Source organism: Streptomyces sp. NBC_01176 (assembly GCF_045039825.1).
Lineage (GTDB): Bacteria > Actinomycetota > Actinomycetes > Streptomycetales > Streptomycetaceae > Streptomyces.
This window is the reverse complement of sequence record NZ_CP108600.1, coordinates 3,235,425-3,250,901: the sequence shown is the minus strand read 5'-3', so window position 1 is coordinate 3,250,901 and position 15,477 is coordinate 3,235,425. Positions and strand designations below refer to the sequence as shown.

Genomic DNA, 15,477 nt, shown 5'->3' with positions numbered 1-15,477 from the left:
CCGATCGTGCGACGGGCACGGTCGTCGACCGGGTCCGAGGCGGAGCCGGCACGGGTCCGTGGGGGGTCCGTGATGCGGTGGGTCAGGGCGCGAGCCACGTCGAGGCGTAGGTGTCGATCTCCTCGGCGAGCCTGGTCTTCCCGGCCGGGTCGAGGAAGGACGCCTCGACGGCGTTCTTGGCGAGCGCGGCGAGACCGAGTTCGTCGAGGTCGAGGAGGCGGGCGGCGACCGCGTACTCGTTGTTGAGGTCGGTGCCGAACATCGGCGGGTCGTCGGAGTTGATGGTGACGAGGACCCCGGCCCGGGTGAACTCCTTGATGGGGTGCTCGTCGAGCGTACGGACCGCGCGGGTGGCGATGTTGGAGGTCGGGCAGACCTCCAGGGCGATGCGGTGCTCGGCGAGGTGCGCGAGCAGCTTCGGGTCCCGGGCGGAGCTCGTGCCGTGACCGATGCGCTCGGCCCGCAGGTCGTTGAGCGCGTCCCACACGGTTTCCGGCCCGGTCGTCTCACCGGCGTGCGGAACCGACCGCAGCCCGGCGGCGAGGGCCCGGTCGAAGTACGGCTTGAACTGCGGCCGCGGTACACCGATCTCGGGTCCGCCGAGCCCGAACGAGACGAGCCCTTCGGGCCGCACCCGGTCCTCGGTCGCGAGCCGTACCGTCTCCTCGGCCGCCTCCAGGCCGGCTTCGCCCGGAATGTCGAAGCACCAGCGCAGAACGACCCCGAACTCGGCCTCGGCGGCCTTGCGGGCGTCCTCGATCGCCTCCATGAAGGCGAGTTCGTCGATGCCGCGGCGGGTGGAGGAGTAAGGGGTGATGGTGAGTTCGGCGTAGCGGACCTGCTGCCGGGCCATGTCCCGCGCGACCTCGTAGGTCAGCAGCCGGACGTCCTCGGGGGTGCGGACGAGGTCGACGACGGACAGGTACACGTCGATGAAGTGCGCGAAGTCCGTGAACGTGAAGTAGTCCGCGAGCGCTTCCGGGTCGGTCGGCACCCGGGAGTCGGGGTGCCGGGCGGCGAGGGCGGAGACGATGCGCGGCGAGGCGGATCCGACGTGGTGCACATGCAGTTCGGCCTTGGGCAGTCCGGCGATGAAGGCGTGCAGATCACGGGCGTCGCGGTGATCGGTCAAGGGGTCCCTCCCCGGGAACGGCGTCCCCGGAGCAGGGTCGGGGGACGCGGGTGATCGGCTGATCGATGACTCGGGGATCATCGTAGGCGGCGGCCCGCGCGGTGTGGGCCCGGGCCCGTAGCATGACGGAACGCACGACAGAGGGGGACCCATGTCCGACGACGCCCAGGCGCCACAGGCCCCGCGGAACGCCGCCGCGACGCCGTGGGCGTCCCCGGACCACGGGGCCGCGCCGTCTCGGCCGGCCGACGCGGCACCGGCCGCGGACCCCGAGGACGCGATACCCGCGGCGGGCCCCGCGCCCGCTTCCCCGTCCGGGCCCGCGGCCCAGGCGTACGACGGCACCGCGGACCCCCGGGCCGGGCAGGCCGCCCCTGCCGACGGACCCCCCGCGGCCACGGCCCCCGCCGCCCGCGCGCCGGAGCCGAACCCCTGGGCGCCGCCCGCGGACCCCGCCCCGTCGTCCGGGTACGGCGGCACTCCCGCGCACCCCGCGTCCCCCACCTCGCCCACGGCCCCCGCGTCGCCCTCCGTACACGACCAGCCGACCATGGCCGCGTTCCCCGGCGGCGCGGGCAGCCCGGCCGGGCCTCCCTCCCCGTCCTGGGACAACCCTTTCGCGCCCCCCGGCGGTCACACGCCCTACCCGCGGGCGGCCGCCGGGGAGCCGGTCCCGCCGCCGCCCATCGCTCCGGAGGGCCCCGGCCAGGCCCCGTACGGCTACGGATACGGCTACCCGTCGTACGGACCGCCCGGCGCCGGCCACCCGGGCGCACCCGGCCACCCCGGCTACCCCGGCTACCCCGGCGCATCCGGCTATCCCGGCGTACCCGGCTATCCCGGCGCGACCGGCTACGGCTGGCCCGGGGTGCCGCTCGCGCCCAGCAACGGCATGGGGACCGCCGGGCTGGTGGTCGGCATCATCTCGGCCGTGGTGTTCTGCCTCTGGCCGGTGGCCTTCGTGCTGGGCGTTCTCGGTGTGATCTTCGGTGTGGTGGGCCGCCGCAGGGCCCGCCGGGGCGAGGCGACGAACGCGGGGCAGGCCCTGGCCGGGATCATCTGCGGAGCGGTCGGTATCGCCCTCAGCATCGGGATGGTCGTGATCCTCTTCGTCGTCCCGGACGACGACGGCGGCGACTCCCCGTTCACCGGCGACGACGGGTACTCCACCTCACTCGTCGTGCCACGCTGACGCCCCTTCCCACCGGGTGGGCGGCGCCCCTCAGCCGTCCACACCGGCGAGCCGCTCGCGCGCCGCCATCAAGGCGAAGCCCAGCAGATTCGGCCCCCGCCACCGCTCGGGGTCCGACGCCCGTTCGTCGTCCGCGGCGAGTCCGATGCCCCACACGCGGTCCACGGGACTGGCCTCGACCAGCACCCGCTCACCCGTGCCCAGCAGGAACGCGCGCAGATCGGGATGCGCGGCGAACTTGTGGACGCTGCCCTCGACCACGACGGCGAACCGCTCCCGCTCCCACACGGAGTCGTCGAAGTCCCGCACGAGCCGGCCCGCCTTCTTGGCGAGGGCGGGGTTCGGCGCCTCCAGCGCGCGCCGCTCGGCCGCCGCGCCCCCGAAGAGCCGCGCCTTGCCCGCCATCATCCAGTGCTCGGCGGTCGCGTAGGAGACACCGTCGACCACGAACGGCGACGGCCACCACTGGCTCAGGCAGCTCGCGCCCACCTGGCCGTCCGGCCGCGGCCGGTGCCCCCAGAAGTGCAGGTACTTGACGCGCGTCCCCGAGTCGACCGCGCTGACCAGCGCTTCCCAAGAATCGATCTTCCCCATGCACGCGAGTCTGGCATCCACCACTGACACTCCGTCCCCCCTTTTCCGTGGGGACTCGACACCTGGTCGACAGATTCCGTCGCGTAACCAAAAGGCAACAACGGAATCACTTGTTGGAGTCCCTCAGCTCTGTCAGGATCGGCACTCAAATCGAGCTGGAGCCACGCCGACCCCGCGGCAAGGGGGCGGACGGCGGAGGAGAGCGACATGCACAATCCGGGCCATCGCTTCCAGGCGCAGGACCGTTTCGCCGACGGCGCGCAGTACATCGCGGGCCGGCCCGCCAAGGGCACCTCCGGCCGCACGCACGCGGTCGTCGACCCCGCCACCGGCGACGAGGTCTACACGTACGAACTGGCCGGCACCGCCGACGTGGACGCGGCCGTCGCCGCCGCCCGCGCGGCGTTCCCCGGCTGGGCGGGCGCCACCCCCGGCGAGCGGTCCGACGCCCTGCACCGCTTCGCCGCCGTACTGGCGGACCGCGCCGAGGAGCTCGCGCGGGCGGAGTCCCTCCAGTGCGGCAAGCCGCTGAAGCTCACCCGGGAGTTCGACGTCCCGGGGACCATCGACAACACCGCGTTCTTCGCGGGCGCGGCCCGGCATCTGCAGGGCCAGTCGGCGGGCGAGTACTCCGGCGACCACACCTCCTACGTACGCCGTGAACCCATCGGCGTCGTCGGCTCCATCGCGCCCTGGAACTACCCCCTCCAGATGGCCGCCTGGAAGATCCTCCCGGCCGTCGCCGCCGGCAACACGATCGTCCTCAAGCCGGCCGAGCTCACCCCGCTGACCTCGCTCCTGTTCGCGGAGGCGGCCACGGAGGCGGGGATCCCGGACGGTGTGATCAACATCGTCACGGGAGCCGGCCGGGACGCCGGTGAACACCTCGTCGGCCACCCCGACGTCGCCATGACCTCGTTCACGGGGTCCACCGCCGTCGGCAAGCGGGTCGCCGAGATCGCCATCGCGACCGTCAAGCGGCTCCACCTGGAGCTGGGCGGCAAGGCTCCCTTCGTGGTCTTCGACGACGCGGACCTGGAGGCGGCCGTGCATGGCGCGGTCGCCGGATCGCTCATCAACACCGGGCAGGACTGCACGGCCGCCACCCGCGCGTACGTGCAAAGGCCCCTCTACGAGGAGTTCGTCCGCCAGGCGGCCGACCTCATGACGAGCGTCCGCCTCGGCGACCCCTTCGCCCCCGGCACCGACCTCGGCCCGCTGATCTCGCACGCGCAGCGCGACCGGGTGGCCGGCTTCGTCGACCGGGCCCGCGGCTACGCGCGCGTGGTCACCGGCGGAGAGATCCCGCAGGACCTCGAGGCCGGCGCGTACTACCGCCCCACCCTCGTCGCCGACGCCCCCCAGGACAGCGAGATCGTGCAGTCCGAGATCTTCGGCCCCGTCCTGGTGGTGCTCCCCTTCGACAGTGACGACGAAGGGATCCGGCTCGCCAACGACACCCCGTACGGTCTCGCCGCCTCCGCGTGGAGCCGGGACGTGTACCGGGCGGGCCGCGCGACCCGCGAGATCAAGGCGGGCTGCGTCTGGGTCAACGACCACATTCCGATCATCAGCGAGATGCCGCACGGCGGATACAAGGCGTCCGGCTTCGGCAAAGACATGTCCGCGTACTCGTTCGAGGAGTACACCCAGATCAAGCACGTCATGTTCGACAACACCGCGGTGGCCAGGAAGGACTGGCACCGCACGATCTTCGGGGACCGCTAGCAGAACGGTCCGCCCCACCCGTGGCCGAGACCTCCCGAAAGGGCAGCACGCGCATGAAGCAGTTCGAGCCCGACCGCCTGACACCGGCCGAAGCGGCCGCCGTGCGGCGCAGCTTCCGCAACGGACGGGCCGCCATGACCCGCCGTTCCCTGCTGCGCGCCTCCGCGGGCGGCGCGCTCGCCGTGGGGGGACTCGGGGCGCTGAGCGCCTGCGGGATCCCCGCGGCCGGCAAGACACAGGGCGGTGTGTCCGCCGACGACCACTCGGCCAAGGAGAAGGTCGTCGACTTCTCCAACTGGCCCGAGTACATCGACGTGGACGACAGCGGCAAACACCGTCCCACGCTCGACACCTTCACCAAGCGGACCGGAATCCAGGTCAAGTACACCGAGGACATCAACGACAACGACGAGTTCTTCGGCAAGGTCCAGCCGCAGCTCGCCGCGGGCCAGGCCACCGGCCGGGACCTCGTCGTGCTCACCGACTGGCTGGCCGCCCGCATGATCCGGCTCGGCTACGTCCAGAAGCTGGACCCGTCCCACCTGCCGCACGCCTTCGCCAACCTGTCGGACCAGTTCCGCGCCCCCGACTGGGACCCCGGGCGCGCCTACTCGTACCCGTGGCAGGGCATCTCGACCGTCATCGCGTACAACAAGAAGGCGCTCGACGGCATCGAGGTGAAGTCGGTCTCCGACCTGCTCGACAACCCCAAGCTCAAGGGCCGGGTCGGCTTCCTGACCGAGATGCGCGACAGCGTCGGCATGACCATGCTCGACATGGGCAAGGACCCGGCGAAGTTCACGGACGACGACTACGACGCCGTGATCGCCCGCCTCCAGAAAGCCGTCGACAAGGGGCAGATCCGCCGCTTCACCGGCAACGACTACACGTCCGACCTCAGCAAGGGCGACTTCGCCGCGTGCGTCGCCTGGGCGGGCGACATCGTGCAGCTCCAGGCGGACAGTCCCGACGTCGGCTACGTGATCCCCGACAGCGGATACATGACGTCGACCGACAACATGCTCATCCCGAACAAGGCGCGTCACAAGACGAACGCGGAGCGGCTCATCGACTACTACTACGAGTTGGAGCCGGCCGCGGAACTCGCCGCCTACATCAACTACGTGAGCCCGGTCGCGGGAGTGCAGCCCTATCTCGCCAAGATCGACAAGTCGGCGGCGGACAACCCGCTGATCGTTCCCGACAAGGCCATGCAGGCCAAGTCCCACGCCTTCCGCTCCCTGAGCTCGAAGGAAGAGACGGCCTATCAGCAGAAGTTCGCGAAGCTCACAGGGGCGTGACGACGATGAACACCACGGACAACAGCGGCGACGTCCGCCTCTCCGGAATCAGCAAGACCTACGGCTCCTTCACCGCCGTGCAACCGCTCGACCTGACCGTGCCGCAGGGCTCGTTCTTCGCCCTGCTCGGCGCTTCCGGCTGCGGCAAGACCACGACCCTGCGCATGATCGCGGGTCTGGAGGAACCCTCCTCCGGCACCGTGTTCCTCGGCGACCAGGAGGTCACCCATCTGCCGCCCTACAAGCGGCCGGTGAACACCGTCTTCCAGTCCTACGCCCTCTTCCCGCACCTCGACATCTTCGAGAATGTCGCCTTCGGCCTGCGCCGGCGCGGCATCAAGTCGGTGAAGAAGCAGGTCGGGGACATGCTCGACCTCGTCCAGCTCGGCGAGCAGGCGCGCAAGAAGCCGCACCAGCTCTCCGGCGGCCAGCAGCAGCGCGTCGCGGTGGCCCGCGCACTGATCAACCACCCCAAGGTGCTGCTCCTGGACGAACCCCTCGGTGCCCTCGACCTCAAGCTGCGCCGGCAGATGCAGCTTGAGCTCAAGCGCATCCAGACCGAGGTCGGCATCACCTTCGTCCACGTCACGCACGACCAGGAGGAGGCCATGACCATGGCCGACACGGTCGCCGTGATGAACGCGGGCCGCGTCGAGCAGCTCGGCGCCCCCGCCGACCTCTACGAGAACCCGAACACCACCTTCGTCGCGAACTTCCTCGGCACCTCGAACCTCATCGAGGCCGAGGTCGACTCCAGGAACGGCGACGAGATCGTGCTGAAGGCGGGCGGCGGGAAGCTCGTGCTGCCCGAGGCCCGCTGTGCGGCGCCCACGACGACCGGCGGCAAGGTCCTGGTCGGCGTGCGCCCCGAGAAGATCTCTCTCACCCACGCCGACGACGCCGGCGAGATCCCGGCCGGCCGCAACCGCATCACCGGCAAGATCGCCGACTCGAGCTTCATCGGCGTCTCCACGCAGTACGTCATCGACAGCGCCGTCTGTCCCGAGTTCGAGGTCTACGCCCAGAACATCGACCGCGACCCCCGGCTCACCCCCGGCGCCGACGTCGTCCTGCACTGGAGCCCGGCGCACACCTTCGGGCTGGACGCGGCGCAGGACATCGACGCGGGTGTGGAGAGCGTCGAGGAGGAGGCCGCCTGATGGCCACCGTCACCGAGGCGCCGCCTCTCGCGCCGCAGCCGCAGAGCAAGCCGCCCCGCAAGCGCGGCCGCCTCGTCCCGTACTGGCTGCTCCTGCCCGGCATCCTGTGGCTGCTGGTCTTCTTCGCGCTGCCGATGGTCTACCAGGCCTCCACGTCCGTGCAGACGGGCTCCCTGGAGGAGGGCTTCAAGGTCACCTGGCACTTCCAGACGTACTGGAACGCGCTGTCCGACTACTGGCCCCAGTTCCTGCGCTCGGTGCTCTACGCCGGTGCCGCCACGATCCTGTGCCTGCTGCTCGGGTATCCGCTGGCGTACCTGATCGCCTTCCGGGCCGGCCGCTGGCGCAATGTCGTGCTTGTCCTCGTCATCGCGCCGTTCTTCACCAGCTTCCTGATCCGCACGCTCGCCTGGAAGACGATCCTCGCGGACGGCGGTCCGGTCGTCGGCGCCCTCAACACGCTGCACGTCCTGGACGTCACCAACTGGCTCGGCTTCACCGCGGGCGACCGGGTCCTCGCCACCCCGCTCGCGGTGGTCTGCGGTCTGACGTACAACTTCCTGCCGTTCATGATCCTGCCGCTCTACACCTCACTGGAGCGCATCGACGGACGGCTGCACGAGGCGGCCGGCGACCTGTACGCGAAGCCGTTCACCACCTTCCGCAAGGTCACCTTCCCGCTGTCGATGCCCGGAGTGGTCTCCGGCACCCTGCTCACCTTCATCCCGGCCAGCGGCGACTACGTCAACGCGGACCTGCTCGGCTCCACGGACACCCGCATGGTCGGCAACGTCATCCAGACGCAGTTCCTGCGGATCCTCGACTATCCGACGGCCGCGGCGCTCTCCTTCATCCTCATGGCCGCGATCCTCATCATGGTCACGCTCTACATTCGCAAGTCCGGGACGGAGGATCTGGTCTAAATGGCCTTCGTACGCTGGTTCAAGAGGAATCTCGTCGTCATCGCGGGACTGGTCACCCTCGGATATCTGCTGCTGCCGAACGTGATCGTCACGGTGTTCTCCTTCAACAAACCGAAGGGGCGCTTCAACTACGAGTGGCAGCAGTTCTCCACGGACGCCTGGCGCGATCCGTGCGGGGTCGCCGACATGTGCGGATCGCTCTCCCTCAGCCTCCAGATCGCCGTCTGGGCGACCCTCGGGGCCACCGTCCTCGGCACGATGATCGCCTTCGCGCTGGTCCGCTACCGCTTCCGGGCGCGCGGCGCGGTGAACTCGCTGATCTTCCTGCCGATGGCGATGCCCGAGGTCGTGATGGCCGCCTCGCTGCTGACGCTCTTCCTCAACCTGGGCGCCCAGCTGGGCTTCTGGACGATCCTGATCGCCCACATCATGTTCTGCCTCAGCTTCGTCGTGACGGCCGTCAAGGCGCGCGTGATGTCGATGGACCCGCGCCTGGAGCAGGCGGCCCAGGACCTGTACGCGGGTCCGGCGCAGACCTTCCTGCGGGTCACCCTGCCCATCGCCGCCCCCGGAATCGCCGCGGGCGCGCTGCTCGCCTTCGCACTCTCCTTCGACGATTTCATCATCACCAATTTCAACGCCGGCTCGACCGTCACCTTCCCCATGTTCGTCTGGGGTTCGGCGCAGCGCGGAACACCCGTTCAGATCAATGTCATCGGTACGGCCATGTTCGTCGTCGCCGTACTGTTCGTCCTGGTCGGAATGGTCATAGGTAATCGCCGCAACAGGCAAAAGGCGTAATCGCAAGCAATCCGTAGGGAGTTGAAATCATGGCCCCGAGCGCCATGACCCGTTGGACCACGTCTCTTTCCGAAGCCAGGCCGGTCCCGTACTGGCTGGACGACCCCGGCAAGCCCCACCCCGAGCCCGCCCTCACCGGCGCCGAGACCTGCGACCTGCTCGTCGTCGGCGGCGGCTACAGCGGACTGTGGACCGCGCTGCTCGCCAAGGAGCGCGACCCGCGGCGCGAGGTGGTGCTCCTGGAGGGCCGCGAGGTGGGCTGGGCCGCCTCGGGCCGCAACGGCGGATTCTGCGCCGCGTCGCTGACCCACGGCCTGGCCAACGGGCTCACCCGCTGGCCGGACGAGATCGGCAAGCTCGAGGAACTGGGCGCCCGCAACCTCGACGCGATCGAGGAGGCCGTCGCCCGCTACGGACTCGACTGCGACTTCGAGCGCACCGGCGAGATCGACGTCGCCACCGAGCCGCACCAGGCCGAGGAACTCCGGGAGTGGTACGAGGAACTGCGCGGCCGGGGTCTCGCGGACGGCGTGGAGTTCCTGGACGGGGCGGCGGTCCGCGACCAGGTCGACTCGCCGACGTTCCTGGCCGGCCTGTACGACCGACGCGGCGTCGCCATGCTGCATCCCGCGAAGCTCGCCTGGGGTCTCAAGCGTGCCTGCCTGCGGCTCGGGGTGCGGGTGTACGAGCACACCCCCGCGCTCGCCCTGAAGGCGCACGGTGCCGGTATGGCCGTACGGACGCCCTACGGCTCCGTCGGTGCCCGCCGGGTGGCCCTCGCCACCAACATCTTCCCGAACCTGGTCAGGCGGGTGCGGTCGTACACCGTCCCGGTCTACGACTACGCGCTGATGACCGAGCCGCTGACCGCGGAGCAACTGGCCTCCGTCGGCTGGAAGAACCGGCAGGGGCTGGGGGACTCGGCGAACCAGTTCCACTACTTCCGGCTCTCGTCCGACAACCGGATCCTGTGGGGCGGCTACGACGCGATCTACCCGTACGGCGGCCGGGTGCGCGCCGAGTACGACGACCGCCCGGAGACCTACGCGAAGCTCGCCGGGCACTTCTTCACCTGCTTCCCGCAGCTGGAGGGCGTCCGCTTCACCCACGCCTGGGGCGGCGCGATCGACACCTGCTCGCGTTTCTCGGCCTTCTTCGGCACCGCGCACCGGGGCCGGGTCGCGTACGCGGCCGGCTACACGGGGCTCGGGGTCGGCGCGACCCGGTTCGGCGCGGACGTGATGCTCGACCTGCTCGCGGGGGAGCGCACGGAGCGCACCGAGCTGGAGATGGTCCGCAGGAAGCCGCTGCCGTTCCCGCCCGAGCCGTTCGCCTGGACCGGCATCGCGCTCACCAAATGGTCCCTGGCGCGGGCGGACGCGCACGGCGGGCGGCGCAATCTGTGGCTGAGGGCCATGGACCGGCTGGGGCTGGGCTTCGACAGCTGAGGCCCGGACCGTCGACCCCCGGCCCGTTGATCACCGGGGCGCTCCGGAGCGCCGTTGATCCACAGGCGTACGCCCAGCTCATCCGTTGTGATCCGGTTCACCACCACCGGATGGCCGAACCCGCGTAATGCCCGGCCCGAACCTCGCTCTCCCCTCTGACGCGACCAGCGTCGACGCGAGGAGAGAGGGAGGTTCCGCCATGACAGGGGCCAAGACGGCGGTCGAATGGCTGGCATCCGTGGCGCCGGATCCCGAGGCCTGCCGCTGGGAGTGGGAGCGCAATCCGGCGGGGGTCGCGCTGCTGCCGGCCGGCCGGCTCTGGGACGTGCTGATCCTGCCTGGCCGGCTCGGCTACCCCACGCTCGACGTGCTCACCCGGGTGATCGACCAACCGGGCCCGGTGCTCGTCGACTTCGGCGACGCCCGGATGGGTTTCTTCGTGCCGCCGGGCACCGCGGCGCGCTGGCTCGGCACGGGGGTGCGCACGGCGGGGCACGGCACCTGGATCGTGGTGCCGTACCCGGGACGGCTGACCGGCGGGGTCCGCTGGCTGGTCCCGCCGGACGGCACCGGAACGCTCACCGATCCGGCGTTGCTGGAACTGGCCATGCACGAGGCGGCAGCGGGTCTCGCCGGAAACGAGAACCGACAGTGACCACGGGAACGGACCCGGCCGCCCACGGACGCCGCACCGACCGGCAGAGGTCTTGACAACCGGATTGGTCTGGACCAAGTTGGGCGCGCTCCACCCTCCTGAATTCCCCCATGCCTGGAGGCAGTTGTGGAACGCACCGCACACAGAGGCCCCAACGGACCACTGCCGCTCCGCCGGAGGCTGCTCGCCGTCTGCACGGCCACCGTGCTGGCCCTGCCCGGCCTCGCCGCACTCTCGACGGCCGCCCGTGCGGCCGACGCCGACCTGGTCAGGAACGGCGGCTTCGAGACGGGCCTCGACGGCTGGACCTGTACGGCGGGCGCCGTCGTGAAGACACCCGTCAGGAGCGGCGGTTCGGCGCTCCAGGCCACCCCGGCCGGCAGCGACAACGCGCAGTGCTCGCAGACGGTGACCGTGAGGCCCGACTCCTCGTACACCCTCGCCGGATACGTCCGGGGCAGCTACGTCTACCTCGGGGCGAGCGGCACCGGCACCACCGACGTCTCCGCCTGGACCCAGTCCGCGCCCGACTGGCAGCACCTGACCACCACCTTCCGCACCGGCCCGACCACCACCCGGGTCACGGTCTACACCCACGGCTGGTACGGCACCGGCGCGTACTACGCCGACGACCTCTCCCTCGTCGGCCCCGGCGCCGACGCGGGGCAGCCCCCGGCCGCGCCCACCGGCCTGACGGCCGGCACCGTCTCGTCCTCGACCGTCGCCCTTTCCTGGTCGCCGGTGACCGGCGCGACGGGCTACGCCCTCTACCGCGACGGGGTCAGGGTCCAGACGGCCACCGGGACATCGGCCACCGTGGGCGGGCTCACGCCCTCGACGGCGTACGCCTTCCAGGTCGCCGCGACGAACGACGCGGGCGAGTCCGCGAAGTCGGCCACGGTGACGGCGACGACCTCCGCCGGTTCCGGCGGTTCGACCGGGCTTCCCCCGCACGCCCTCGTCGGCTACCTCCACGCGAGCTTCGCCAACGGCTCCGGGTACACCCGCATGGCCGACGTCCCCGACAGCTGGGACGTCATCGACCTGGCCTTCGGCGAACCGACCTCCACCACGTCCGGCGACATCCGCTTCACCCGCTGCCCGGTCACCGAGTGCCCCACGGTCGAGAGCGACGCCGACTTCAAGGCGGCGATCAAGGCCAAGCAGGCCGCGGGCAAGAAGGTGCTGATATCGATCGGCGGCCAGAACGGCCAGGTCCAGCTGACGACGGCGGCCGCCCGCGACACCTTCGTCTCCTCGGTCTCGAAGATCATCGACACCTACGGTCTCGACGGCCTGGACATCGACTTCGAGGGGCACTCCCTCTCCCTGGACGCGAGCGACACGAACTTCAAGAGCCCCACGACTCCGGTGATCGTGAACCTGATCTCCGCGCTGAAGACCCTGAAGGCCAGGTACGGCTCCGGGTTCGTCCTCACCATGGCCCCGGAGACCTTCTTCGTCCAGCTCGGCTACCAGTACTACGGCACCGGCAAGTGGGGCGGCCAGGACCCGCGGGCCGGCGCGTACCTCCCGGTGATCTACGCCCTGCGCGACGACCTGACGCTCCTGCACGTCCAGGACTACAACTCCGGCCCGATCATGGGCCTCGACAACCAGTACCACTCCATGGGCGGCGCCGACTTCCACATCGCCATGACCGACATGCTGCTCACCGGCTTCCCGGTCGCGGGAGACACCGGCAACGTCTTCCCGCCGCTGCGCCCCGACCAGGTCGCCATCGGCATGCCGGCCTCGGTCAACGCGGGCAACGGCTATGTGTCCCCGGCGGAGGTGGACAAGGCGCTGGACTGCCTGACGAAGCGGACGAACTGCGGCTCGTACGCGCCCCACGGCACCTGGCCCGGACTGCGCGGCCTGATGACGTGGTCGGTCAACTGGGACCGGTTCGCGGGCTGGGAGTTCCAGCGGAACTTCGACGGCTACTTCGGCTGACGCTCCGGTCGAGGAACAGGGCCGACGCCGTGAGCAGCACCGCGCACAGGCACCAGCTCGCCAGTACGTCCAGCGGCCAGTGGTACCCGCGGCGGACCAGGCCGAAGGCGACCGCCAGGTTCAGGGCGAGGCAGAGCCCCAGCAGGGCGCGGCGGGCGCGGGCGGTACGGAGCCGCGGAAGCAGGAGCAGGGTGGCGGAACCGTAGGCGACGACGGCCGTCGCGGTGTGACCCGAGGGGTAGAAGCCCGTACCCGGGCCCATGACCGGTGGGCCCGGGCGGGCGACGAGTTCCTTCAGCGGCACGATCACCGCCGGTACGACCGCCATCAGCACCGCCGCGACGGCCGGCGCGCGCCACCAGCGTTGCTGTCCGGCCGCGCGGGCGGACAGCGCCACGTACCCGAGGGCGACGGCCAGCACCGGTAGCGCGACGGGCACGCCGCCCAGGTCGGCGAGGACCTCGGAGACGCGGTCCGGGTGGACCAGGGAGCGGCTGAGGCGCTCGTCCGCGCGGGCGAGGGGGCCGTGGGCCACGACCTGCCAGGTGATCAGTGCGAAGAGGGCGGCCGGAAAGCCGAGCAGCGCCAGAAGGCCGGGAAGGCCGGGGAGGAAGGTCGGCCGCCCCGGAACAGGGGGGGTAGTTCCGAGGCGGCCGTCCGGACCGGGTCGTCGCGCGCCCCGGGGGGTTTGGGGCGGGCGACTGTCCGATCGGTGAGAAGCTCCGGAGCCGGAAGCTCCGGGTGTGTGCGCGAGGGCACGACCAGGGCGAAGCTGGGGAGGCCTCGACCCTGTGTCGCCCACAGTCCCCTGTGGGCGGGGTGTTTCTCTCATCTGGGTAGAACCTACGGCAGGGGATGCGGCACCGACCAGTCGCAAACGCGTCCTCTCATCCACCTCGCACACCTTCTTCACACGCTCTGCCCCCGGCCGCACCCGACGCGGAACGAAGCGGAATCCGCCGTCGGCGGCCGGCCGGGTTCCGGTGCGGGTGCGGCGGGCGCCGTCAGATGCGGGAGAAGGCCTGCTCGATGATGTCGAGGCCCTCGTTGAGGAGGTCCTCGCCGATGACCAGCGGGGGCAGGAAGCGGAGGACGTTGCCGTAAGTGCCACAGGTCAGGACCAACAGGCCCTCCTGGTGACAGGCCTTGGCGAGCGCGGCGGTCGCCTCCGGGTTCGGCTCCTTGGTCGCGCGGTCCTTCACCAGCTCGATGGCGATCATGGCGCCGCGGCCACGGACGTCGCCGACGATGTCGAACTTCTCGGCCATGGCACCCAGCCGTGCCTTCATGACCGACTCGATGTTCTTCGCCTTGGCGTTGAGGTCGAGTTCCTTCATGGTCTCGATCGCGCCGAGCGCGCCCGCGCAGGCCACCGGGTTGCCGCCGTAGGTGCCGCCCAGGCCGCCCGAGTGCGCGGCGTCCATGATCTCGGCGCGGCCGGTCACGGCGGCGAGCGGCAGACCGCCCGCGATGCCCTTGGCAGTCGTGATCAGGTCGGGGACGATGCCCTCGTCCTCGCACGCGAACCACTGGCCGGTGCGGCAGAAGCCGGACTGGATCTCGTCCGCGACGAAGACGATGCCGTTGTCCTTGGCGAACTGGCTGATGGCCGGCAGGAAGCCCTTCGCGGGCTCGATGAAGCCGCCCTCGCCGAGCACCGGCTCGATGATGATCGCGGCCACGTTGTCGGCCCCGATCTGCTTGTTGATCATGTCGATGGCCTGCGCGGACGCCTCGGCGCCGGCGTTCTCGGGGCCGGTCAGCCAGCGGTAGCCGTAGGCGACCGGAACCCGGTAGACCTCGGGCGCGAACGGGCCGAAGCCGTGCTTGTACGGCATGTTCTTGGCCGTCAGCGCCATCGTGAGGTTCGTCCGGCCGTGGTAGCCGTGGTCGAAGACGACGACCGCCTGGCGCTTGGTGTACGCACGGGCGATCTTGACGGCGTTCTCGACGGCCTCGGCGCCCGAGTTGAACAGCGCCGACTTCTTGGCGTGGTCGCCCGGCGTCAGCTCGGCCAGCGCCTCCGCGACGGCGACGTACCCCTCGTACGGCGTGACCATGAAACAGGTGTGGGTGAAGTCCTGGAGCTGGGCGGAGGCCCGGCGTACGACGGCCTCGGCACTCGCGCCGACCGACGTCACGGCGATGCCGGAGCCGAAGTCGATCAGGCGGTTGCCGTCGACGTCCTCGATGATGCCGCCGCCGGCGCGCGTGGTGAAGACAGGGAGCACCGAGCCCACGCCGGCCGCGACCGCGGCGGTACGGCGGGCCTGCAGCTCCTGCGACTTCGGGCCGGGGATGGCGGTGACGACGCGGCGCTCCTGCGGAAGTGCGGTCATGAGGGGCTCCCTGATGATCTTGCGAACCGGACGGTCCCCGGCGGACGGGGCGCCGGGCGGGTGTTTTCGGACGCTTGACTTCTTTCTTCGCAGGCTAGGGCCGGCCCTGGAGGGTGGGCATGCTCCATGTGGGCGTTGTCGGAAGGTCCCCTTGTCCGTCGTGGACATAGAGGGAGGGCAGCAGGGTGAGGACCTGTACACCGTGGACAGGGGGACAGGGGGACAGGGGGACAGGGGGACAGGGGGAC

13 protein-coding genes are annotated in these 15,477 nt (G+C 70.7%); 9 read left to right on the top strand and 4 right to left on the bottom strand.

Annotated elements, in window-relative coordinates:
• Positions 1 to 82: 82 nt before the first annotated feature.
• A complete protein-coding gene (locus OG199_RS13690) occupies positions 83 to 1,132 on the bottom strand; it encodes an adenosine deaminase (RefSeq protein ID WP_401800023.1) in 1,050 nt (349 codons plus the stop codon).
• A 151-nt stretch (positions 1,133 to 1,283) separates the two neighbouring features.
• On the opposite strand from OG199_RS13690, the gene OG199_RS13685 reads away from it, so the two are divergent.
• Positions 1,284 to 2,324, top strand: a complete 1,041-nt coding sequence (locus OG199_RS13685; protein ID WP_405829691.1) for a DUF4190 domain-containing protein — start codon at positions 1,284 to 1,286, stop codon at positions 2,322 to 2,324.
• 30 nt (positions 2,325 to 2,354) lie between these two features.
• Here the strand turns inward: OG199_RS13685 and OG199_RS13680 are convergent, their stop codons facing one another.
• Positions 2,355 to 2,918 (bottom strand): NADAR family protein, encoded by a 564-nt coding sequence (locus OG199_RS13680; protein ID WP_405829689.1) that lies wholly within the window; start codon positions 2,916 to 2,918, stop codon positions 2,355 to 2,357.
• Between the two features lie 207 nt (positions 2,919 to 3,125).
• Here OG199_RS13680 and OG199_RS13675 point away from each other — a divergent pair, with 207 nt between their 5' ends.
• The 8 genes from OG199_RS13675 (at position 3,126) to OG199_RS13640 (ending at position 12,890) form a co-directional block, all read left to right on the top strand.
• Positions 3,126 to 4,646 (top strand): gamma-aminobutyraldehyde dehydrogenase, encoded by a 1,521-nt coding sequence (locus tag OG199_RS13675; RefSeq protein ID WP_401800028.1) that lies wholly within the window; start codon positions 3,126 to 3,128, stop codon positions 4,644 to 4,646.
• A 53-nt stretch (positions 4,647 to 4,699) separates the two neighbouring features.
• The gene (locus OG199_RS13670; protein ID WP_402179880.1) at positions 4,700 to 5,947 is read left to right on the top strand and encodes a PotD/PotF family extracellular solute-binding protein; all 1,248 of its coding nucleotides are present in this window, start codon (positions 4,700 to 4,702) and stop codon (positions 5,945 to 5,947) included.
• Positions 5,944 to 7,107 carry an ABC transporter ATP-binding protein gene (locus OG199_RS13665; protein ID WP_266701771.1) on the top strand — a complete coding sequence of 388 codons (1,164 nt, stop codon included), beginning with the start codon at positions 5,944 to 5,946 and terminating at the stop codon, positions 7,105 to 7,107. Before OG199_RS13670 ends, OG199_RS13665 begins: the two co-directional genes overlap by 4 nt.
• Complete coding sequence (locus OG199_RS13660) at positions 7,107 to 8,030, top strand: ABC transporter permease (RefSeq protein WP_356806487.1); 924 nt, start codon at positions 7,107 to 7,109, stop codon at positions 8,028 to 8,030. The genes OG199_RS13665 and OG199_RS13660 overlap by 1 nt, the downstream gene beginning before the upstream one ends.
• Positions 8,031 to 8,831: an ABC transporter permease gene (locus tag OG199_RS13655; RefSeq protein WP_401800032.1), complete on the top strand. Its 801-nt coding sequence runs from the start codon at positions 8,031 to 8,033 to the stop codon at positions 8,829 to 8,831. It begins immediately after the preceding gene.
• 29 nt (positions 8,832 to 8,860) lie between these two features.
• On the top strand, positions 8,861 to 10,279 hold the full coding sequence (locus OG199_RS13650; RefSeq protein ID WP_401800035.1) for an NAD(P)/FAD-dependent oxidoreductase: 1,419 nt from the start codon (positions 8,861 to 8,863) through the stop codon (positions 10,277 to 10,279).
• Positions 10,280 to 10,478: 199 nt separating this feature from the next.
• Positions 10,479 to 10,934: a hypothetical protein gene (locus OG199_RS13645; RefSeq protein ID WP_266701779.1), complete on the top strand. Its 456-nt coding sequence runs from the start codon at positions 10,479 to 10,481 to the stop codon at positions 10,932 to 10,934.
• A 126-nt stretch (positions 10,935 to 11,060) separates the two neighbouring features.
• Positions 11,061 to 12,890 carry a chitinase gene (locus tag OG199_RS13640; RefSeq protein ID WP_405829685.1) on the top strand — a complete coding sequence of 610 codons (1,830 nt, stop codon included), beginning with the start codon at positions 11,061 to 11,063 and terminating at the stop codon, positions 12,888 to 12,890.
• Here OG199_RS13640 and OG199_RS13635 read toward each other — a convergent pair.
• Positions 12,829 to 13,692: a phosphatase PAP2 family protein gene (locus tag OG199_RS13635; protein WP_405829683.1), complete on the bottom strand. Its 864-nt coding sequence runs from the start codon at positions 13,690 to 13,692 to the stop codon at positions 12,829 to 12,831. The genes OG199_RS13640 and OG199_RS13635 overlap by 62 nt on opposite strands.
• A gap of 202 nt (positions 13,693 to 13,894) precedes the next feature.
• A complete protein-coding gene (gabT, locus tag OG199_RS13630) occupies positions 13,895 to 15,229 on the bottom strand; it encodes a 4-aminobutyrate--2-oxoglutarate transaminase (protein ID WP_356806495.1) in 1,335 nt (444 codons plus the stop codon).
• Positions 15,230 to 15,477 lie beyond the last annotated feature (248 nt).

Coding starts and splice junctions, on each gene's coding strand:
- OG199_RS13660 (WP_356806487.1), top strand. CDS start 7,107: ATGGCCACCGTCACCGAGGCGCCGCCTCTCGCGCCGCAGCCGCAGAGC.
- OG199_RS13680 (WP_405829689.1), bottom strand. CDS start 2,918: ATGGGGAAGATCGATTCTTGGGAAGCGCTGGTCAGCGCGGTCGACTCG.
- gabT (WP_356806495.1), bottom strand. CDS start 15,229: ATGACCGCACTTCCGCAGGAGCGCCGCGTCGTCACCGCCATCCCCGGC.
- OG199_RS13650 (WP_401800035.1), top strand. CDS start 8,861: ATGGCCCCGAGCGCCATGACCCGTTGGACCACGTCTCTTTCCGAAGCC.
- OG199_RS13645 (WP_266701779.1), top strand. CDS start 10,479: ATGACAGGGGCCAAGACGGCGGTCGAATGGCTGGCATCCGTGGCGCCG.
- OG199_RS13655 (WP_401800032.1), top strand. CDS start 8,031: ATGGCCTTCGTACGCTGGTTCAAGAGGAATCTCGTCGTCATCGCGGGA.
- OG199_RS13670 (WP_402179880.1), top strand. CDS start 4,700: ATGAAGCAGTTCGAGCCCGACCGCCTGACACCGGCCGAAGCGGCCGCC.
- OG199_RS13675 (WP_401800028.1), top strand. CDS start 3,126: ATGCACAATCCGGGCCATCGCTTCCAGGCGCAGGACCGTTTCGCCGAC.
- OG199_RS13685 (WP_405829691.1), top strand. CDS start 1,284: ATGTCCGACGACGCCCAGGCGCCACAGGCCCCGCGGAACGCCGCCGCG.